The following is an 18953-nucleotide window of genomic DNA, read 5'->3' on the forward strand; positions in this document are numbered from 1 at the left end:
TTGATGACCCAAAAACCTCGACCCATGAAAAAGCACCTTGTAACAATCTTTTTTTTGTGCCTATTGATAAGTTGCCAAACAGAAAGCAAACTTACTTTTGAACCGACCCGATTACTGGGTGAAAACTGCAATGGTTGTCCAAAAATAGAGATCAACATTCCCAATGCGCTGGACGACTCCCCAGTTTCCGAGGCTATAAATATTGCACTACAAGAAGAGATTATCAGTATTTTATCCTTTAATGACGATGAAACCATTGACAGCGTGGACAAAGCCCTGCAATCGTTTACTGCGAGCTACAAGGAACTTAAGGCCAAATTCCCCGATGAGGTGCAATGGGAGGCCGAGATAGATGGTACAGTAGTTTATGAGGATGAAAACATTATTACATTAGTGCTAAACTCGTACTCATTTACCGGAGGAGCACATGGATATGCTTCCACTTCTTTTTTAAATTTTGACAAAAAGCAGGGCAAGGAACTGGAAAACTCGGAACTTTTTGATGATTTGGAAGGTTTTGAAGATTTTGCAGAGTCCAAGTTCCGAATTCAGGAAAACATCCCACAGAACAAAAATATCAATGCCACGGGCTTTATGTTCGATGGAGATGCTTTTCATTTATCGAACAACATAGGATATACCGAAGAAGGCATAGAGCTCATATATAATCAATACGAGGTTGCATCTTATGCCGATGGACCCATTGTTTTGATTTTGCCGTATGACGAAATCAATACCTATTTAGAAAGAAAAGTGAAGCACTAACGGTCTCTTTCCAACGCTTTTTTTAATGCTAAGATGGCCCCAAGGTGAAGCCCTTCATGAAACACATTGAAAGCCAAAGCGTCTTCCACATTGTTTAAACCAATTTTTGGGGTTGTCATATATTCCTTAAAACTCTTGAACTTACCGTGTTCATAGTCCAACTGGATAAGCTTTACCGTACTGAACAGATAGGCTGATATTTTCTCCATCTCCTGCTTTGTCGGCTCTCCTTCGGGAAATGTTCCTTTTCTGTATTTATCTATCAGTTCTTTTTCGATGGTAAAATCCATACCACTCAATCCATAAACCAATAATTGGGGCGTAACCACCACATGGGCAATGTTCCACCAAATATTGTTGTTGAAACCTTCAGGAATTTTGAACAAGTCCTCTCTTGGGGTATGCACCAAGTGGCCGTGAAGAATCTTTCTGTTCTTGAGAAGAATATCGAATAACTTTTCCATGGGATAGCAATTGGTTGATGTAAAACTAACCCTAAAATCTGAAAAAGTATCCCCAAAGCGTAATCAATCCATCAGCAAAAAAACAAACACTGCCTTTAAATGCTGTTGAATTTACATGTTCGTAATGTGTTTTGATGGATTTTTGATTTCCTTTGTCCATCAAAAATCATTGTCATGAAAAAAATATACCATTTGGGCAGTTGCTCAACCTGCAAGCGTATCCTTAAGGAATTGGAACCGTTGAACGGCGTGGAACTCCAAGAAATAAAGTCCGAGGCCATTACTCCCGAACAATTGGAACAAATGGCAGAGCTCAGCGGAAGCTATGAATCGCTTTTTAGTAGAAGAGCCATGCTTTTCCGCCAAAGAGGACTTCAGGAAAAGAATCTCTCCGAAAGTGATTACAAAGACTTGATTCTGGAGCATTATACTTTTTTAAAAAGACCCGTGATTGTAGTGGATAAAGAGATTTTTGTCGGCAACTCCAAAAAAACGGTAGAAGCTGCCAAGCAAGCCCTGCATTGATGAGCAAAAGAACCCTAGCTATTTTGGCCGCTATTGGCGCCACTATAATTTACGGTATCAACCACACCTTGGCCAAAGGGGTCATGCCCACGCATGTTAAACCCTTTGGGTTTATTTTCCTCCGTGTTGGGGGAGCTGCGCTTCTTTTTTGGTTAATTTCCTTTTTTGGCCCCAAGGAAAAAATCGAGAAACGGGATTGGGGCCGCATGTTGGTTTGTGCCCTATTGGGTATGTCCATAAATATGCTTTCGTTTTTTAAAGGCCTACAACTTTCCACTCCCATCAACAGTGCTGTTCTGGTGACCATTACTCCTATAATCGTAGTGGTTATCTCAGCCCTTTTTCTGAAAGAGAAAATTACCTTGAACAAAGGCTTAGGGATTTTTTTGGGGTTTGTAGGTGCGGTGGGGCTTATTCTTTTTGGAGCTGAGGCGCGTCAAAATGCACCTAATATACCTTTAGGCAACTTTTTGTTCATTATAAATGCCACTTCCTATGGTGCTTATCTAGTTGTCGTCAAAAAACTGATTGAAAAGTATCATCCTTTTACTCTAATGAAATGGTTGTTTACCATTGGAGTGGTCATTAATCTGCCATTGACACTTCCCGAAGCAATGGAGATTCAATGGTCCGCCATGCCTCTTTGGGCTTATGGTTCTATTGCCTTTGTGGTTATCGGGACCACATTTTTGACTTATTTGTTCAATATTTTTGCATTGACACAGCTCAAGGCTTCATCCGTTGGGGCTTTTGTGTACATGCAACCTTTGGTTGGGATACTTTTCGCATTGTTTGCTGGCAAAGATGAATTAACCCTGGTTAAGGTTGCTGCAATGGCCTTTGTGCTGGTAGGCGTTTATTTGGCGAGTAAAAAACCGAAGCCCAGATTAAGCTAAATTAGTTCAAACTAAGATTGAGCCACCTCCAAATCTTTCGGCACCTGCACATGCTTTCGGGTATCCGCCTTGGTCAATGTTTTAAAATCTGCTGTTTTTTCCATGGACTCAAAAGCCTTGAGAAACTTATCGGGCAATCCTGTTAGTTTCCTTTCTTTCAAATCTATCCAAGCGCCCATCATCTCACAACGTGCAAAGTTTTTGCCCTTATGGTCGTAAAAATTGTGCCGGAACTCAAAAAACATACCATCCTCGCTCATTCCTACAAACTCCAACGAAACTTTTACGGGCATGCCAGGAAATGCTTCTTTAAAATAGTATACGTGCTCGTAAAAGACCACGGGACCAATATTATGGGCGGCCATACTCTTTTGGTTAAAGCCAAGCTGTTGCAAATAAGCCATTCGGGTATGGCTCATAAAATTGATATAAGCGGAATTCGCCAAGTGCCGATTAGCATCCGTATCGCTCCATCTGATCTCAAATTCTTTAAAAAACATAGCGGGTTATTTTGTTATGCATGCATAATAATTGTAAAAATACCATAGTTTTGATAACTGATTCCAATACGGAAGAAGAATTGTTCCTATTTTTAAACATAGTTTAACACATAATCCATGAGCCAAAAAGCTGAATTCATCAAAAATCTATCACTTCCTGTAATTGCCGCACCCATGTTCTTGATTTCGGGACCAAAATTGGTGGTGGAATGTTGCAAAAATGGAATAGTGGGCACCTTTCCCGCATTAAATCAGCGTACAAGCGAAGGTTTTGAGGAATGGCTCATCCAAATAAAATCCGAATTAAAGGCTTTTGAAGAGGAAACAGGTAAAAAAGCGGCTCCTTTTGGTGTCAATCTTGTGGTACACCCTACAAACCCGAGATTGGAGGCGGATGTTAAACTCTGTATAAAGCACAAAGTGCCATTGGTAATCACTTCTTTAGGTGCTGTGAGCCAAGTGGTAGATGCCATTCATAGTTACGGAGGCTTGGTTTTTCACGATATCATTAAAAAACGTCATGCGGAAAAAGCTGCCGAAGCAGGCGTGGACGGACTTGTTTTGGTGTCAGCCGGAGCAGGCGGGCACGGTGGTACCATAAACCCGATGAGCTTGATCGCCGAGGTAAAGAAATTCTTTGACAAGACCATAATTTTATCCGGATGCATCAGTACCGGACGTGATGTTGCCGCTGCGCTTCAAATGGGTGCCGACCTTGCCTATATGGGCACTCGATTTATCAATACAGAAGAAAGTAAGGCCGCAGATGAATATCGAAAAATGATCATCGATGCCGGCGCCAGCGATGTTGTTTACACTGCTGCCATTTCGGGGGTGCACGCCAATTTCCTGGCAGAAAGTTTAAAAGCTGCCGGAATAACCGAAGAAGATTTGAAAAAAGACACAAAAATTGATTTTGGCAAAGAACTGGATACCGAAGCCAAAGCATGGAAAACGATTTGGTCTGCCGGACAAGGGGTAACGACCATAGACAATGTATTGCCTGTATCAAAACTCGTTGCAAACTTGAAAGGCGAATTTAAAACAGCGGTTGAAGAACAGGCAAACCTTTTAAAAACCTTCCCGAAAGAGTAAACTGCCCCGGGGCTAGCCTGTCTGCCGACAAAGGCAGGCCCACGAGGCATTGATAGGGAAACATATTTTGATTTCGAGGCAAGCCTCGGAGTATTTAAATCTCAATTATCGAGTAATTTTTAAACTAAAATTGTACCAATGCCCCAAGTCAATTCCGATTACACTCCTCCCTTTCTGTTTAAAAACGGTCATTTTGCCACCATTTACTCAGGCATTATCCGTTCGGTAAACGGCGTGGTCCAAAAAAGGGAAAAACTCACCCTTTCCGATGGGGACTTTTTGGATTTGGACTGGAGCGATTCTCAAATACCAACCCAAAAATTGGTGGTCCTTCTCCATGGGTTGGAAGGAGATGCCCAACGCCCTTATATTACAGGAAGCGCCAAAATCCTAAACAAAAACGGATACGATGCCTGTGCCGTGAACTATCGTGGATGCAGTGGCGAGCCCAACAAAATGTACCGTTCCTATCATTCTGGGGCAACTGAAGATTTAATCGAGGTGCTCGACCATATCCTAAATACAAGGGATTACTCCGAAATTTACTTGAAGGGTTTTAGTTTGGGAGGAAACCTACTGCTTAAATATTTGGGGGAAGAAAACGATGTTCCAAGGGAACTGAAAGGTGCTGTTGCGGTATCCGTACCCTGTAATCTTCACGATTCTTGCCAGGAATTGCTCAGTCGAAAAAATATTCTCTACGCCATCCGCTTCAAAGGAAATTTATTGGGCAAGCTCAGGCAAAAGCAACAAATGTTTCCCGAAAACATAAGCGAAACCGACATCAAAAAAATTAAGACTTTAAAAGATTTTGATGACATCTACACCAGTAAGGCGCACAATTTTAAGGATGCCTTGGATTATTACCACAAATGCAGTTCCCTTCAATTTTTGCCGAACATCAAAGTCCCGAGTTTGATCATTAATGCAAAAAACGACTCTTTTTTGGGACCGGAATGCTATCCGATCAAAGAAACCGAAAACAACCATTCACTTTATTTGGAAACCCCAACCTATGGTGGACATGTTGGTTTTTGGGGCAAAAAAAACATCACTTACACCGAAAAAAGAGCTTTGGATTTCTTTAATTCTCTCTAACTACAACGTTTTCTGATCTTATATTGTGATGATCAACACAGAAATGCCCATAATGTTATTGGCTAATTACCTATCTTAGTGCCTACGTTTACACAAACAAAATTCAATAGAACCAGAATGAAAAAAATTGTAATGTTCTTGGCCTTGGGTGCCTTGATAGTGAGCTGCGGCGGAAAAAAAGAAGAAAAAAAAGATGGTTTTGAGGTGAGCCGTACCAAAACTGAAGATAAAAAAGCTGAAGAAAAAGAAGGTGTTCCCGTTGATTTGGACAACAAAGGAATTGGACCCATAACCAATTTAAAATTCCCCGACGAAATCAATGATGAAATGGCTGCGCGCGGAAAAGCCAAATTCGATGCCATTTGTGTTGCTTGCCATATGATCGATAAACGCATGATCGGGCCTGCCCTTAAAGGAGTTTACGACAGAAGAAGCCCTGAATGGGTAATGAACATGATCCTAAACCCTGATGGGATGCTGAAAGAAGACCCCATTGCAAAAGCTTTGTTGAAAGAATACAACAATGCGATAATGCTTAATCAAAACCTAACTGAAGGCGAGGCGAGAGATATAGCCGAGTACTTAAGAACGCTCTAACAAACCGACCTAATTATATTGAAAAGCTGCTGTTTTATCGCAAAACAGCAGCTTTTTTTTATCTTAATAAAAACTTTTAGGCCATGACAAAATCAATATTGCTTGCTGTTTCTTTATTTGTTGCCCCTCTTGCACATGCACAGGACTTGCATGGTGCATGGATCGCAACAGAATCTGATGCTACGGGAGACCAAACGGAACATACCCTTATTTTTGCGGGCACTTTTTTTTCGGAGGCCATTTTTGGAAAAGCCCACGGAAAATTTATAGGCACCAAAGGAGGCAGTTACACCTTGAATGACGACACCCTTGACCTTACCTACGAATTTGCCAACCAGAGCCCCAACTTGGTCGGGGAAACCAAATCCGTTTCATACACCTTAAAAAACAATACCCTTGAATTGGGTGGGTATACATGGACCCGGATTGACGACGGAACCCCAGGCGATCTATTCGGGGCTTGGCTGATATCCGGCAGAAAACGCGAAGGTGAAATTGTAAAGCGCGATACCTCGGGGCCACGAAAAACCATGAAGATATTGTCCGGCACCCGTTTTCAATGGATTGCCTTTAACACGGAAACCAAACAATTTATGGGAACAGGTGGTGGTACCTATACCACTATTGATGGCAAATACACCGAAAATATCGGTTTTTTTTCCAGGGATGATTCCAGGGTAGGTGCAAGCTTAGAGTTCAACTACGAACTGAAGGACGGTGATTGGCACCATTCTGGACTCAGCAGTAAAGGACAACCCATTTATGAGGTTTGGAGCCATAGAAGGCTATAAGTTATACGTTTGATAATCATTTTGAGAAAATACCATGAGAAAGATTGTTGCAGCATTGAATATGACAATTGACGGGATATGCGACCATACTGCTGGAATACCCGATGAAGAAATACATCAACATTATACGGAATTATTAGGTCAGGGAGACGCAATTTTATATGGCAGAACTACGTATCAACTTATGGAATTTTGGCAGACGTTTTTAGAAAATCCCTCCGAAGAAAAATCAATGAACGACTTTGCTATGGCTATAGACAGCATCCCTAAAATAGTTTTTTCCCGCACGATTAAAAATGTAGCATGGGAAAGTGTAACAATAGCAAAACGTGACTTAAAAGATGAAGTTATAGAACTCAAGCAACAACCGGGTAAAGATATTTTTGTTGGTAGTCGCAGTTTAATCATACAGCTGATAAAACTCGAATTAATCGATGAACTCCAACTTTGCATTCATCCCATGGTTGAAGGAAAAGGCTTGCCATTGTTTGAAAACTTAAACGACAGGACTATTTTTAAGCTTGTTAAGAATAAAACCTTTAAGAATGGAGCTATAATTCTATATTATCAACCAAAAAACGAATGACAATGAAAACAAAGACGGTTATACGTAATTGTTTTTGCCAGTTTACTCTGAAAATTCCTGCCACCGCTCGGCCAATACTACAAATGGAACCACCCCTCCGAACTATTTTCCCCAACAGAATTGATGCTTACAAGTAATATTTTTAGTATTTTACTGATACATTAACCATTAATTTCTGTAAAATGAAATCCTCAGTCATCCTCTTTTTTACTGCTGTTCTACTGGCTGAATCCTGTAGTGGACCAAAATCCGATGAAGAAGCATTGTACGGCCCCACTTGGGAACTCGAATATATTTCTGGACCACGAATTGCCTTTGAAGGTCTTTTTCCCGAAAAAAAACCTCAAATTTCGTTTGACAAAGAATCGGGCAAGGTATCCGGAACCGACAGTTGCAATGGATATTCTGCCGATTATACATTGAATGGCAACTCCATCTCTTTCGGAGAGCCGGGACCAACCACCATGATGTTCTGTGGGGGCAGCGAACGGCAATTCTTGGAAATGATGAAAAAAATAGATGGCTACTCCTTTGAAGACGGCAAACTCAACCTATTAATGGGCGAAGTGCCCATGATGCGCTTCAAAAAAGTTAAACCATGAGAAAAATACTCATTCCAATCTGTGCATTGTTTTTGTTCTCCAACTGTATTGAAAAGAAAAAACAAGAAACTTCCGAACCCGGGTCATCAGAAATGGAAACAAAGGACACGGTTCAAGTGAAAGAACAAATACGGCAAATGGAACCCATCACCATAAAAATTGATGGAAGCTATTTTAAAGCCACTGGAACCGAACCTTTTTGGGGACTCAAAATTTATGATGACAAAATTGAGCTTCAGACCATGGAGGATACTATTGTAACACCACCATCAGAAGCAATTAAGGCACAAGATGCCAATATTAAAATGTTCCGTATTAAAACTGAGGCAACCCAAATGGACATTATTATTTCGAACAAGGAATGCATCAATGCCATGTCGGGAGAGGTTTTTCCCTATACCGTAACCGCTTCCTATAAAAGTACAGACGGAGATGAAACCCGTGTTCTGGAGGGCTGTGGGTCGTACATTACGGACTATAAGCTTCACGATATTTGGGTTTTGGAAGAAATGCAAGGAGCACCCGTATCCAAAAAGGATTTTAACGGGAACGATGTTCCCAATATGGAAATCAACATCAACAACAATAGATTTTCAGGTTTTTCTGGCTGTAACCGGATGACCGGCAGTATTTTTTACGAAAAAGATGTGCTACGCTTTACCCAAGTAGCCTCCACCCGAATGGCCTGCCCGAATATGGAAAAGGAATCCGAGTTTTTAAAGGCATTACAGCGCAGTACCAAACACAAAGTGGAAAACAACAGATTGTACCTATCCAATGGTTCCAAAGAAAACCTTCTTGTGTTTAAAAAAATAGACTGATTATGAAAAATGGTTTCCACTATCAATTTGCCACCATTCTCTTTATCTTGATGGCCTATTCAAACCTTCAAGCACAAGCCATGGAACTACCTTACAAAGAAATCCCTGCCTATCCCCCAGATTATGCTTCGGGCAATGTGGTGTCCCGAATGATTGATGGATTGGGATATCGATATTATTGGGCCACGGAAGGCTTATCACAAAAAAATCTTGACTATAAACCTTCGGAAGATGGGCGTACCGTTATGGAAACCTTGGAACATATTTATATAATGTCCAAAAATATTTTATTGGCACCAGATGCAAAACCGTATGAGCACCCCAAGAATCCTCCAAAATACTCCTACAAAGAGCTTCGCGCTCTCACCCTGCAAAACTTAAATGCTGCGAGCAACAAGGTTTTGGGCAAAAGCCCTGAAGAAATAGAGCATTTTAAAGTAATTTTTAAGCAAGGGGAGAGGACATCGGAATTTCCGTATTGGAACATGATCAATGGTATGATTGCAGATTGCATTCAACATACAGGGCAAATTGTTTTGATGCGAAGGGCAAGTGGAAACCCGCAAAACCCGAACGTAAATGTGTTTTTGGGAAAAACCAAGGAATAAATAACTGCACGCTTCAAAAAAGAACCGCCCCAAGTTTAAATACTGGGGGCGGTTCTTAACTAAATAACCAACCAAAAAACTTATTTGTAAAGTCGAACAATACTGCTCTTACTTACTTGTTTCGTTGACGGGTAACGTTCATTTTTGGATTTTTTGTTTTTGAACGTTTTTTGCCCGTTACATCACTCGATTTTAAATATTGAATGTATCCTCTTCCTGTAAATTCATACACCGTTCCGCTGGATACGTGATACAACTCTATGGTACTATCGTTAATAACGTACAACTCAAAATAATCATTGCCCAAGAAGGCATAATCGAGTGTTAAAGTTTTCAATGAGGCATCGTTAACCACATCATACACTTCATAATCACCTTCATAATCCCATTGTAGGTTGGACAATGGTATGCCCTGAGCATCTATCGAAGATCTAAAATATCCATTTCCATCATCAAAAAACTGCAAGTAATTTTCCTCGTCAAACTCATTTAGGGCACCTAATTCACTGGTATAGGTCTTTTCCCAAACTTGATATTCCTGCAAAAAGTAGTGGATGTTATCATAGAATACCATATCGTAGTCAAAATTGCTTCTTTGATAGCCTTCCAAAATATAGGAAGTATCTGAACGGGGGTCGTAGATTTCCAATGTATTATAATCCAAGGCGATAACTTCCAATAACCAAAGACCATCCACATCGTGGTCTATTTCCACCTGACCGCTGTAGGTGGCGTACGCACCCACATCAATGCCCAATCCGTTGCCCGTTTTTCCCAAGCCAGAAAGGTTGTTGTTGGCATAAACGATTCCCCTATCAAAAGAAATGGTGAAAGCACGTTGCAAAAAGGGAACTTCTCCATTTCCACGGGTTTCGTTGATATCCACATACCAAAGATCATGCGATTCCAAAACCAAGGCGGTATTGACTGGCGGTTCTTCTATAAGATCATCCTCTACAATAACCTCAGTGTAGCAAGAACTGGCCAAAAGACCTATGAATAAAATTCCAAAGAGTAGTTTTCTATTTTCCATAATCGAGGTTTTAAAGTTCTCTTTATATAGACCAAGCACTATGCCAAATTCTTTAACTATTTGATAATCATATAAAAACAGGCTGATGATTTTATTTTTTAGCTTTACACCATAAATTAGATGCATGAAAGACAAACTTACGTTTGGAGTATTTGGAGGTGGAAGCTGGGGAACTGCTATCGTAAAAATGTTGACCGAAAATTTGGATCAGGTAAACTGGTATATGCGAAGCGATTCCGCTATTCGTCATATTAAAAAGGAATGGCACAATCCCAATTATTTGAGCTCTGTGGAGTTTGATGTGGACCAACTTGTTATGAGCCATGATATTAATGAGATTGTTGAAGCATCTGATGTGCTCATTTTTGCTATCCCATCTGCTTTTTTGGAAGGGGAGCTTCAAAATTTGACGGTTTCCTTAAAGGATAAAATTATTTTTTCGGCCATTAAGGGCATTGTTCCCGAAAGTGGACGGATCGTGGGGGAACATTTTAATGAGAAATATGAAATTCCTTTTGAGAACATAGGTGTGATCACGGGACCTTGCCATGCCGAAGAGGTGGCTCTGGAGCGCCTATCGTACCTAACCATTGCCTGTGCCGATGCCGATAAGGCCAAAATGGTTGCCAAACATTTAAAAAGCGACTATATCCGCACTAAAATTTCTGATGATATCATAGGAACGGAATACGCAGCTATGCTGAAAAATATTTATGCCATTGCTGCTGGAGTTGCTCACGGACTTGGCTATGGGGACAACTTCCAAAGTGTGTTGATGAGCAATGCCATCCGAGAAATGAAGCGGTTTATTGACCGTGTGTACAAAATGAAGCGTAACATCAATGCTTCTGCCTATTTGGGCGATTTGTTGGTGACAGGCTATTCCGTTTTTAGTAGGAACCGTATGTTCGGCAATATGATCGGAAAGGGCTACACCGTAAAAAGCGCTATGATGGAAATGAACATGGTGGCCGAGGGCTATTATGCTTCCAAAAGTGCCCACGACCTTATGGACAAACTGCAAAAGAAGTCCAAAACGCCGATTATCAATGCAGTCCATCAAATACTTTATAAAAACAAGAACCCGAAAAAGGTCTTTGAGAAATTGACGGAGAAGTTGGATTGAATTATAAGGTCAAAACTTGGCAATGTCAATACTGTAACTTATAAATGGTACCATAAAGGTCGCCTTTCCTTCAAAATACTTTGTATTGCGAGATATGTAAATACCCATCATTATTTTGGATTTACCTTTTCCATAACCAACGGAAATTTTGTTTGCACTAAAATTATAATTATCCATGGATGTCTTTGACCCTACGACATCTCCTTCTTCATTGAAAATAGGTTCGGTACGAGCATATTCACTCTTTCGATTGAGCAAGCTAAGCCCAGCATTGACCAACAAATCTCCTTTTTTAAAAATTTGAAAGTGATAGTTAAAACCAAAATGATAACCGAACATTAGTCCCCTCTCTGTTTCTGAAGATGTTTCATCGATATGGGTCGTTATCAAATCATATCTTACAGAGTTTTTAAACCCTACGCTAAAATTTTGAGTGAAAAAATAATCCAATCCGATATTAAGTACTGGGCCAGAATTTTGTAAGTCAGGATTAATAAAGTTTGTGGCTACTGCTTGATCTCCAGATTTGTGAATGGGTGTAATCCTGAATTCAGCACCCAAATTGAGAAAGAAATTTTTCTCCCTTGAATTATTTTGGGCAACCAGATATAACGGTAGTAGGAATAGAAATATTAATGGTTTTTTCATTTGGAAATAGGGTTGAGACGAAGCTATATAAAATTTATCGTTCAATATCCTCAAAACCCACGGATGCTCCTCTTGGGTTGACGGACAAAGGTTTTTAGTTGACGGAATGGCAATTCTGAGGTTTTTTGAAAAGAAAAATCGTGTCGAGAAATGGAAATGGACAAAACCCGATTCTCGATACAAAATCCGATGAATTTTACTCGAATTGATAGATTTTGGCAAAGAAAAAATAGATGACAGGTTGGATTACTCCCGCTCCAACGAAAAATCGGAATGCTCCTTTAATTGAGCATCCAGCTCTACTGAAAAAGCCTCCATTTCTTCCGTGGAGTAATTGTAGGCTTTCTGGAATTCTTCGAAAACTGAGGCTTTATGTTTTCGGACACTATCGATATCAAAATAAAGTCGGCCCGTTCTTCTAATAAAAAAGTCCAATGGGTTCAACGCCATTTCGTGGGCAATGGCAAATTGGGCTTCGGCCCTGATCATCCTTTCCTTGGGATTATCTCCTTTAATGCGGGCATAGAGTTCTAAAATGGATTCGGTCTGCTTCCCATAAGTGGTTACCAAGTACCAGGCATCATATTTGGTAAACCCATCTTTCTGTAGCCTTTCTTGTAAATTGGAGATATATTTTTTTACGTGCTTAAACTTTTTAAAGTCGTTTCCACAAAGTGGAATCTTATCCGTGGTACAATGCTCCAATTTGGCGTCGTGGTCTTCCTCCATTTTTTTGGCAATACGGTTTACGGTACGCTCCGCCATTTTGCGGTATCCCGTCAGTTTGCCTCCCGCTATGCTTACCAATCCTGTATCGGAAGTGAAAATTTCATCCTTTCGTGATAGCTCGGATGCTGATTTCCCCTCTTCGTGAATCAAAGGACGTAGTCCGGCCCATGACGAAATGATATCGTCCAACTCCAATTCAATGTCCGGAAACATATTATTTACTGCGGATATCAGATAAATGGCATCGGCCAATTCGGTAGTTACATGATCCTTATCAGAATTGTAATTGGTATCAGTGGTGCCAATGTAGGTTACCTTCCCTCGTGGTATGGCGAACATCATCCGCCCGTCGGGGATATCAAAATAAACGGATTGCTTCACGGGAAGTTTTTCCTTTGGAAACACCAAGTGAACCCCTTTGGTCAAATGCAATCGCTTGCCTTTTTTGGATTGATTGACACTTCTGAGTTCATCCACCCAAGGTCCCGCGGCATTAATCACATATTTTGATGTAACGCTGTACTCATCACCAAACACCTCATCCGTAAACTTTACCCCTGCTACTTTTTCATCCTCGTAAATAAAATCGGTGACCTTGGTGTAGTTGAAAATTTCTGTACCAAATTGAAGACTGGTTTTTAGGTTTTCCAAGGTAAGTCTAGCGTCATCGGTACGGTACTCGGCATAATACCCTGCGCCGTTCAAAATCTTCTTGGGCAAAAGGGGCTCTAGTTTCATGGCCTCCTTTTTCTCCAGCATTTGCCGTTTATCATCATCGGAAACCTGGGCCAGAATATCGTATACTTTCAAGCCGATGGAAGTCAACCATTTTCCGTAGGAACCGCCTTCGATAAGCGGAAGCAACATTTTTTCGGGTATTACCAAATGTGGGGCCAGTTTATGTACAATGGCCCTTTCGGAACCTACTTCTTTCACCAACCAAAAATCGAACTGTTTTAAATAACGTAGCCCACCGTGAATAAGTTTGGTGGATTTACTGCTGGTACCCGAGGCAAAATCCCCTTTTTCGAGCAAAAGCACCTTCATGCCGCGAGAAGATGCATCCAAGGCGATGCCCGCACCGGTGATTCCCCCTCCAATTACCACAAGGTCGTAAGTATCCTTGGTAATCTTTTGCAGGTTGTTCTTTCTATCTACGTTTGAAAAAGCAATGTTCTCGCTCATGAGTCTATTTATTGAATTCGTACTCGCGTTCCACCTTGCAAATCCTGACCTTGTACCAAGAATACCACTGCCCGATTCCTTGCTTTTGGGCTTTTTTATGGTCTAATTGGGCTTTCCAGTTAGCGATTGCCTCCAAACTTTCCCAATAGCTGACCGTAATGCCCAATCCATCCCGAGCACTTTCCATTTCTAAAAAGCCAGGTTGAGTTTTGGCCAGGGTTTCCATTTCTTCTGCCATTTTTGCGTAACCTTGGTCCCCGGGGGTCCTCAGGCTGGTGAAGATTACGGCATAGTACGGTTTTTTAAGCTCCATTTATGTGATGTATTCTTTTTCCAAGAAATAATTGACTACGGCCTCTTTCATTAAAACAGCCTGTTCCCCGGCCTTGAGCGGTGGTAATTGCTCTTTAATTTTATAATGCGGCCATCCGTCATCATCGAAAAAATCAAAATCGTAATAGCCATAAGGCTCCAATAATCTACAGATGGCAATATGCATCAAATTGACTTTTTCGTCCTTTTTAAATTTGCGATGAAAATTGCCCAGTTCCTGTACGCCAACCAAATAGACAATTCCGTCCAATTCCAGCGGGTCGCCATCAGAAAATTGTGCGGACAATTTTTCCACCAAATATTCCCATCGTTCCTTTAATTGCTCGTCTCTTGACATGTGTTTCTGGAATGAGTACCAAAGGTACAAATCAATATTCTATATTTGTTAAAACCCGTGTATGAGCTTTTTGGATATTATCATCGGAATTCTTTTGGTCTGGGGCCTTTACAAAGGCTTAAAAAACGGTCTTTTTGTTGAGCTGGCTTCTTTGATTGCCCTGATTGCGGGAATTTACGGTGCCATCCATTTTTCTCACATTACGGGCAACTACCTTGCCGAGCGGTTTGATTGGAGCGACCAATACCTTAAAATTGTCGCATTTCTGATTACTTTTTTTGCCATCATCATTGTAGTGAACTTGGCCGGGAAATTCCTGACCAAGATTGCCGATTTTGCCATGCTGGGCCTTTTGAACAAGATTGCCGGAGGTATTTTTGGCACCCTTAAAGTCGCTGTAATCCTTGGGGCATTTCTTATTTTCTTCGAAAAGCTTTCCTCCCCCCTCGGATTAATTAATGAGGAAACCAAAGAAGAGTCCGTTTTCTACGAGCCCATCAAAGAAATAGGTGCCTTGGTTTTTTCCTACGTTTTTGATGATGAAAATAATCCTTCAAACCAAATCGAGGCAAAGGAAGAGGTTATATAAACGGTACATTTTTACCGATAAAAGGATTCGGGCCTTATCAAAAAAACACTATTGAATGCAGCTTCCTGTATTTCAACGTAATAATCTGTCCTAACATGGAAATTTCATGGAAAAGGGAGGTGTCTCCTTTAGTTTAGCAACGAGAACACCTGGGAATTTAGAACACTCCCTGAAAAATACCCCGAAAAATGAAAAAATTTTCTAGCGCAACGCTGGTACTGGTCTTTTTATTGTTGCTTGGCAGTTGCAGCGACTCTTCATCAGAAGAGTTTGAACAAATGTACTCCGAAACCAATCTTGAAAACCAAAAGGTTACTGTTGATCCCAACAAGATGGAAAAGGAACTATTGGGCCTAATCAACGAACATCGAACATCGATAGGATTGAGTTCTTTGGCAGATAGTGAACCAGCTTACAAATATGCAGAGGAGCACAACGATTACATGATTTCCAAAAACAGCCTAAGTCATGATAATTTTGAGACACGGGCCACTAAGATTGCCGATGAAACCAATGCTCTAAAAGTATCTGAAAATGTAGCTAGATATTATACCTCTGCCGAAAAAACATTAAAGGCTTGGGTAGAAAGCGAATCGCATAGAAAAGCGTTGGAAGGAGATTTTAGTCATTCAACCTTAAGTGTTCAATTGGATAAAGATGGCAGACCATACTACACACAAATCTTTATCAAAGTGAAGTAGTCAACCAAAAATATATAAGAAAGAGACCCGCCGATCAGCGGGTCTTTTTTGTTATTTGCTATGTTGCCAGCAAGGTTTTTTTTACCTTTCGTAAAATCTTTGAACATGGCAATACAGGAACCTTTCAACCTTAATAAATGGATTGAGGAAAACCGAGAAACCCTAAAACCCCCGGTCGGGAACAAAAACCTTTACAAAGCGTCTGGCGATTATATTGTGATGATTGTTGCAGGACCAAACGCCAGAAAAGATTACCATTACAACGAAACCGAAGAGCTTTTTTATCAGCTTGAAGGCCATATAGAAGTGCACATTCAGGAAGATGGCCAGAAAAAAACCATGAAACTGGGGCCGGGCGATATGTACCTTCATCCTGCCAAAGTGCCCCATTCACCTGCCCGCCAAGAAAATTCCATTGGCTTGGTTGTGGAACGCAAACGCGCAGATCTCGATGCTGAAGATGGCCTACTATGGTTTTGTGACAACTGTAATCACAAATTGTACGAGGTCTATTTTAAACTGAATGATATTGAAAAGGATTTCTTAGGACATTTTAAGCACTTCTATGGTTCGGAAGAATTGCGTACCTGTGATAAATGCGGAACCGTTATGCCCGTTGATGAACGTTTTGTAGCCAAAGAAGAATGATTCTCCTTTTAGCAAAAATCATTATCGGAATTGTGGCTTTGCTCCACATCTATTTTCTGTGGTTGGAAATGTTTGCTTGGACAACAAAAGCAAAAAAGGTATTCCGTACTTTTCCCGAAGAACTGTTTGAACCCACAAAAACATTGGCAGCCAACCAAGGCCTTTACAATGGTTTTTTGGCTGCAGGGCTTATTTGGTCGTTGATCATTCAAGATGCAGTATGGCAAGTTTATGTGGCCATGTTCTTTTTGGGGTGTGTGGCAGTTGCCGGTATTTATGGAGCTGCAACAGCATCAAAAAAAATATTTCTGGTACAAGCACTTCCTGCCTTGGTGGGAATTCTTCTTCTTTTGATCCATCAATTCCTCTAAACCGTTTATCCTCTTCTATATTATTTGTAATATTGTAATAATATAACAATACATCGCTAAAAAGTTATAAATGTCAAAAATAGCAACTGATTTTGGAATTGAAGAAGCCTTAAAGGAACTTGGCTTAAACAAAATAAATAATGGTACTTCCACAGGAAAAGATTGGTTTTCCGAGGGAGATATCATCGAATCCTATTCACCCGTAGATGGTGTGCTTATCGGAAAAGTGAAAACCACTACCAAAGAGGACTATGAAAAAGTAATCACTACAGCCCAAAAGGGGTTTAAAACTTGGAGAACCATGCCAGCCCCTCAACGTGGTGAAGTGGTTCGCAAATTTAACGACGAGCTTCGCCGTTTAAAAGAACCTTTGGGCAAATTGGTGTCCTACGAAATGGGGAAAAGCTACCAAGAAGGTTTGGGCGAGGTACAGGAAATGATAGATATCTGTGACTTTGCCGTAGGCCTGTCCCGTCAATTGCACGGACTCACCATGCACAGCGAACGTCCCGGACACCGCATGTACGAACAATACCATCCACTTGGTGTTGTGGGGATTATTTCTGCCTTCAATTTCCCCGTGGCCGTTTGGTCCTGGAACACGGCTTTGGCTTGGGTTTGTGGTGATGCCTGTATTTGGAAAGGCTCAGAAAAAACTCCGATGACCTCCGTAGCTTGCCAAAACATTGCGGCTCGTGTGTTTACCGAAAACGGAGTGCCAGAAGGTATTTCTTGTTTGATTACCGGCGATTATACCGTAGGTGAATTTATGACCAAGGATGATCGTGTTCCCCTAATTTCGGCTACCGGATCCATTAGAATGGGTAAAATAGTTGCCCAAGCCGTTGCTGCAAGATTGGGAAAATCCCTGTTAGAATTAGGTGGCAACAACGCCATTATCGTAACCCCCGACGCCAACATAAAAAATACCGTAATAGGTGCTGTATTCGGTGCAGTGGGTACATGCGGACAACGTTGCACCTCTACACGTAGATTGATTGTCCATGAAGATGTATATGACAAGGTGAAAAATGCCATTGTAGATGCCTACAAGCAAATACGCATCGGAAATCCCTTGGATGAAAACAACCACGTTGGACCGCTAATAGATAAGGATGCTGTAAAAAATTATTTGAATGCCCTTGAAAAAGTCAAGGAAGAGGGCGGAAACATTTTGGTAGAAGGTGGCGTGCTCGAAGGCGAGGGCTACGAAAGCGGTTGCTACGTAAAGCCCGCTATTGCCGAAGCCAAAAACCACTTCGACATTGTACAGCACGAAACCTTTGGTCCTGTTTTATATATTTTGAAATATAAAGGTGACCTTCAAAATGCTTTGGACATGCAGAATGGTGTTAGGCAAGGACTATCCTCTGCAATTATGACCAACAATCTGCGGGAGGCGGAACGTTTTCTTTCCGTAGAAGGATCGGATTGTGGTATTGCCAATGTTAATATCGGTACTTCCGGAGCTGAAATCGGTGGAGCCTTTGGTGGCGAAAAAGAAACCGGTGGTGGCAGGGAAAGTGGTTCGGATGCTTGGAAGATCTATATGAGAAGACAGACCAACACCATTAATTATACCACAGAATTACCGTTGGCACAAGGCATCAAGTTTGACCTATAAAAATAAAAAGCCGCCCATTTAGTATCTAACCTAAATGGGCAGTCTTTAAAACCAACTTAACTAACTCAAACTTAACTTTAAAACCCTATTTCAATGCCGTATCTTTGTCGGGAGAAACAGGGTTCTTCACCTAATATTGATTCTCAAATTTCTAAATATTTCATCAAAAAACTAAAAGGTATCTTACAAGTGGTCATAAAAAATGTATGATCGGTAATTTTTGTTTTGTTTTTGGCCTTCGATTTTTCCTACAAAACCATCCATTTTTCAGAAATCCCTCA

At 40.9% G+C, this 18953-nt stretch carries 24 protein-coding genes; 17 read left to right on the top strand and 7 right to left on the bottom strand.

All coding sequences use genetic code 11. From position 1 onward, the window contains the following. Nucleotides 1–24 precede the first annotated feature (24 nt). Complete coding sequence (locus GO009_RS04550; protein ID WP_163625027.1) at nt 25–765, top strand: DUF3298 and DUF4163 domain-containing protein; 741 nt, start codon at nt 25–27, stop codon at nt 763–765. On the opposite strand, the gene GO009_RS04555 is transcribed toward GO009_RS04550, so the two are convergent. Continuing rightward, nucleotides 762–1229 carry a DinB family protein gene (locus GO009_RS04555; RefSeq protein WP_163625028.1) on the bottom strand — a complete coding sequence of 156 codons (468 nt, stop codon included), beginning with the start codon at nt 1227–1229 and terminating at the stop codon, nt 762–764. The genes GO009_RS04550 and GO009_RS04555 overlap by 4 nt on opposite strands. Before the next feature lie 174 nt (nt 1230–1403). Here GO009_RS04555 and GO009_RS04560 point away from each other — a divergent pair, with 174 nt between their 5' ends. Further along, nucleotides 1404–1754 (top strand): arsenate reductase family protein, encoded by a 351-nt coding sequence (locus GO009_RS04560; protein ID WP_163625029.1) that lies wholly within the window; start codon nt 1404–1406, stop codon nt 1752–1754. Next, a complete protein-coding gene (locus tag GO009_RS04565; protein WP_163625030.1) occupies nt 1754–2650 on the top strand; it encodes a DMT family transporter in 897 nt (298 codons plus the stop codon). The genes GO009_RS04560 and GO009_RS04565 overlap by 1 nt, the downstream gene beginning before the upstream one ends. An 11-nt stretch (nt 2651–2661) precedes the next feature. Here the strand turns inward: GO009_RS04565 and GO009_RS04570 are convergent, their stop codons facing one another. After that, on the bottom strand, nt 2662–3150 hold the full coding sequence (locus GO009_RS04570) for a thioesterase family protein (RefSeq protein ID WP_163625031.1): 489 nt from the start codon (nt 3148–3150) through the stop codon (nt 2662–2664). A gap of 117 nt (nt 3151–3267) precedes the next feature. Here GO009_RS04570 and GO009_RS04575 point away from each other — a divergent pair, with 117 nt between their 5' ends. The 8 genes from GO009_RS04575 (at nt 3268) to GO009_RS04610 (ending at nt 9348) form a co-directional block, all read left to right on the top strand. Beyond that, on the top strand, nt 3268–4245 hold the full coding sequence (locus tag GO009_RS04575) for a nitronate monooxygenase family protein (RefSeq protein ID WP_163625032.1): 978 nt from the start codon (nt 3268–3270) through the stop codon (nt 4243–4245). A gap of 138 nt (nt 4246–4383) precedes the next feature. After that, nucleotides 4384–5343: a YheT family hydrolase gene (locus tag GO009_RS04580; RefSeq protein WP_163625033.1), complete on the top strand. Its 960-nt coding sequence runs from the start codon at nt 4384–4386 to the stop codon at nt 5341–5343. Between the two features lie 117 nt (nt 5344–5460). Next, a complete protein-coding gene (locus GO009_RS04585; RefSeq protein ID WP_163625034.1) occupies nt 5461–5940 on the top strand; it encodes a cytochrome c family protein in 480 nt (159 codons plus the stop codon). 83 nt (nt 5941–6023) lie between these two features. Continuing rightward, nucleotides 6024–6731, top strand: a complete 708-nt coding sequence (locus GO009_RS04590; protein ID WP_163625035.1) for a membrane or secreted protein — start codon at nt 6024–6026, stop codon at nt 6729–6731. A 34-nt stretch (nt 6732–6765) separates the two neighbouring features. Further along, nucleotides 6766–7317 (top strand): dihydrofolate reductase family protein, encoded by a 552-nt coding sequence (locus GO009_RS04595; RefSeq protein ID WP_163625036.1) that lies wholly within the window; start codon nt 6766–6768, stop codon nt 7315–7317. A gap of 182 nt (nt 7318–7499) precedes the next feature. Next, entirely contained in the window at nt 7500–7919 is a 420-nt protein-coding gene (locus tag GO009_RS04600) for an META domain-containing protein (RefSeq protein WP_163625037.1), read from the top strand. Beyond that, the gene (locus GO009_RS04605) at nt 7916–8740 is read left to right on the top strand and encodes an META domain-containing protein (RefSeq protein ID WP_163625038.1); all 825 of its coding nucleotides are present in this window, start codon (nt 7916–7918) and stop codon (nt 8738–8740) included. The genes GO009_RS04600 and GO009_RS04605 overlap by 4 nt, the downstream gene beginning before the upstream one ends. Nucleotides 8741–8742: 2 nt before the next feature. After that, the gene (locus GO009_RS04610) at nt 8743–9348 is read left to right on the top strand and encodes a DinB family protein (protein WP_203532342.1); all 606 of its coding nucleotides are present in this window, start codon (nt 8743–8745) and stop codon (nt 9346–9348) included. A 112-nt stretch (nt 9349–9460) separates the two neighbouring features. Here the strand turns inward: GO009_RS04610 and GO009_RS04615 are convergent, their stop codons facing one another. Continuing rightward, nucleotides 9461–10381 (bottom strand): nicotinic acid mononucleotide adenyltransferase, encoded by a 921-nt coding sequence (locus tag GO009_RS04615; protein ID WP_203532344.1) that lies wholly within the window; start codon nt 10379–10381, stop codon nt 9461–9463. A 124-nt stretch (nt 10382–10505) separates the two neighbouring features. Between GO009_RS04615 and GO009_RS04620 the strand changes: the two genes are divergently transcribed. Next, entirely contained in the window at nt 10506–11507 is a 1002-nt protein-coding gene (locus GO009_RS04620) for an NAD(P)H-dependent glycerol-3-phosphate dehydrogenase (RefSeq protein ID WP_163625039.1), read from the top strand. Between the two features lie 9 nt (nt 11508–11516). Here the strand turns inward: GO009_RS04620 and GO009_RS04625 are convergent, their stop codons facing one another. The 4 genes from GO009_RS04625 to GO009_RS04640 all read right to left on the bottom strand — a co-directional run bounded on the left by GO009_RS04625 (nt 11517) and on the right by GO009_RS04640 (nt 14739). Next, a complete protein-coding gene (locus GO009_RS04625) occupies nt 11517–12155 on the bottom strand; it encodes a hypothetical protein (RefSeq protein ID WP_163625040.1) in 639 nt (212 codons plus the stop codon). Between the two features lie 246 nt (nt 12156–12401). Next, nucleotides 12402–14069 (bottom strand): glycerol-3-phosphate dehydrogenase/oxidase, encoded by a 1668-nt coding sequence (locus GO009_RS04630; protein WP_163625041.1) that lies wholly within the window; start codon nt 14067–14069, stop codon nt 12402–12404. A 4-nt stretch (nt 14070–14073) separates the two neighbouring features. Continuing rightward, a complete protein-coding gene (locus GO009_RS04635) occupies nt 14074–14382 on the bottom strand; it encodes an antibiotic biosynthesis monooxygenase (RefSeq protein ID WP_163625042.1) in 309 nt (102 codons plus the stop codon). Beyond that, a complete protein-coding gene (locus GO009_RS04640) occupies nt 14383–14739 on the bottom strand; it encodes a hypothetical protein (RefSeq protein WP_163625043.1) in 357 nt (118 codons plus the stop codon). It lies immediately after the preceding gene. A gap of 61 nt (nt 14740–14800) precedes the next feature. On the opposite strand from GO009_RS04640, the gene GO009_RS04645 reads away from it, so the two are divergent. The 5 genes from GO009_RS04645 to GO009_RS04665 all read left to right on the top strand — a co-directional run bounded on the left by GO009_RS04645 (nt 14801) and on the right by GO009_RS04665 (nt 18672). Beyond that, nucleotides 14801–15328, top strand: a complete 528-nt coding sequence (locus tag GO009_RS04645; protein ID WP_163625044.1) for a CvpA family protein — start codon at nt 14801–14803, stop codon at nt 15326–15328. Nucleotides 15329–15516: 188 nt separating this feature from the next. Further along, on the top strand, nt 15517–16029 hold the full coding sequence (locus tag GO009_RS04650; RefSeq protein ID WP_163625045.1) for a CAP domain-containing protein: 513 nt from the start codon (nt 15517–15519) through the stop codon (nt 16027–16029). Nucleotides 16030–16134: 105 nt separating this feature from the next. After that, on the top strand, nt 16135–16677 hold the full coding sequence (locus GO009_RS04655; protein ID WP_163625046.1) for a 3-hydroxyanthranilate 3,4-dioxygenase: 543 nt from the start codon (nt 16135–16137) through the stop codon (nt 16675–16677). Next, complete coding sequence (locus tag GO009_RS04660) at nt 16674–17048, top strand: DUF1304 domain-containing protein (protein ID WP_163625047.1); 375 nt, start codon at nt 16674–16676, stop codon at nt 17046–17048. The genes GO009_RS04655 and GO009_RS04660 overlap by 4 nt, the downstream gene beginning before the upstream one ends. Nucleotides 17049–17118: 70 nt before the next feature. Continuing rightward, nucleotides 17119–18672 carry an aldehyde dehydrogenase family protein gene (locus GO009_RS04665; RefSeq protein ID WP_163625048.1) on the top strand — a complete coding sequence of 518 codons (1554 nt, stop codon included), beginning with the start codon at nt 17119–17121 and terminating at the stop codon, nt 18670–18672. The last annotated feature ends 281 nt before the right edge of the window (nt 18673–18953 follow it).

Source organism: Allomuricauda sp. TY007, from assembly GCF_010468565.1.
Taxonomy (GTDB): domain Bacteria; phylum Bacteroidota; class Bacteroidia; order Flavobacteriales; family Flavobacteriaceae; genus Flagellimonas.

Coding starts and splice junctions, on each gene's coding strand:
- GO009_RS04550 (WP_163625027.1), top strand. CDS start 25: ATGAAAAAGCACCTTGTAACAATCTTTTTTTTGTGCCTATTGATAAGT.
- GO009_RS04555 (WP_163625028.1), bottom strand. CDS start 1,229: ATGGAAAAGTTATTCGATATTCTTCTCAAGAACAGAAAGATTCTTCAC.
- GO009_RS04560 (WP_163625029.1), top strand. CDS start 1,404: ATGAAAAAAATATACCATTTGGGCAGTTGCTCAACCTGCAAGCGTATC.
- GO009_RS04565 (WP_163625030.1), top strand. CDS start 1,754: ATGAGCAAAAGAACCCTAGCTATTTTGGCCGCTATTGGCGCCACTATA.
- GO009_RS04570 (WP_163625031.1), bottom strand. CDS start 3,150: ATGTTTTTTAAAGAATTTGAGATCAGATGGAGCGATACGGATGCTAAT.
- GO009_RS04575 (WP_163625032.1), top strand. CDS start 3,268: ATGAGCCAAAAAGCTGAATTCATCAAAAATCTATCACTTCCTGTAATT.
- GO009_RS04580 (WP_163625033.1), top strand. CDS start 4,384: ATGCCCCAAGTCAATTCCGATTACACTCCTCCCTTTCTGTTTAAAAAC.
- GO009_RS04585 (WP_163625034.1), top strand. CDS start 5,461: ATGAAAAAAATTGTAATGTTCTTGGCCTTGGGTGCCTTGATAGTGAGC.
- GO009_RS04590 (WP_163625035.1), top strand. CDS start 6,024: ATGACAAAATCAATATTGCTTGCTGTTTCTTTATTTGTTGCCCCTCTT.
- GO009_RS04595 (WP_163625036.1), top strand. CDS start 6,766: ATGAGAAAGATTGTTGCAGCATTGAATATGACAATTGACGGGATATGC.
- GO009_RS04600 (WP_163625037.1), top strand. CDS start 7,500: ATGAAATCCTCAGTCATCCTCTTTTTTACTGCTGTTCTACTGGCTGAA.
- GO009_RS04605 (WP_163625038.1), top strand. CDS start 7,916: ATGAGAAAAATACTCATTCCAATCTGTGCATTGTTTTTGTTCTCCAAC.
- GO009_RS04610 (WP_203532342.1), top strand. CDS start 8,743: ATGAAAAATGGTTTCCACTATCAATTTGCCACCATTCTCTTTATCTTG.
- GO009_RS04615 (WP_203532344.1), bottom strand. CDS start 10,381: ATGGAAAATAGAAAACTACTCTTTGGAATTTTATTCATAGGTCTTTTG.
- GO009_RS04620 (WP_163625039.1), top strand. CDS start 10,506: ATGAAAGACAAACTTACGTTTGGAGTATTTGGAGGTGGAAGCTGGGGA.
- GO009_RS04625 (WP_163625040.1), bottom strand. CDS start 12,155: ATGAAAAAACCATTAATATTTCTATTCCTACTACCGTTATATCTGGTT.
- GO009_RS04630 (WP_163625041.1), bottom strand. CDS start 14,069: ATGAGCGAGAACATTGCTTTTTCAAACGTAGATAGAAAGAACAACCTG.
- GO009_RS04635 (WP_163625042.1), bottom strand. CDS start 14,382: ATGGAGCTTAAAAAACCGTACTATGCCGTAATCTTCACCAGCCTGAGG.
- GO009_RS04640 (WP_163625043.1), bottom strand. CDS start 14,739: ATGTCAAGAGACGAGCAATTAAAGGAACGATGGGAATATTTGGTGGAA.
- GO009_RS04645 (WP_163625044.1), top strand. CDS start 14,801: ATGAGCTTTTTGGATATTATCATCGGAATTCTTTTGGTCTGGGGCCTT.
- GO009_RS04650 (WP_163625045.1), top strand. CDS start 15,517: ATGAAAAAATTTTCTAGCGCAACGCTGGTACTGGTCTTTTTATTGTTG.
- GO009_RS04655 (WP_163625046.1), top strand. CDS start 16,135: ATGGCAATACAGGAACCTTTCAACCTTAATAAATGGATTGAGGAAAAC.
- GO009_RS04660 (WP_163625047.1), top strand. CDS start 16,674: ATGATTCTCCTTTTAGCAAAAATCATTATCGGAATTGTGGCTTTGCTC.
- GO009_RS04665 (WP_163625048.1), top strand. CDS start 17,119: ATGTCAAAAATAGCAACTGATTTTGGAATTGAAGAAGCCTTAAAGGAA.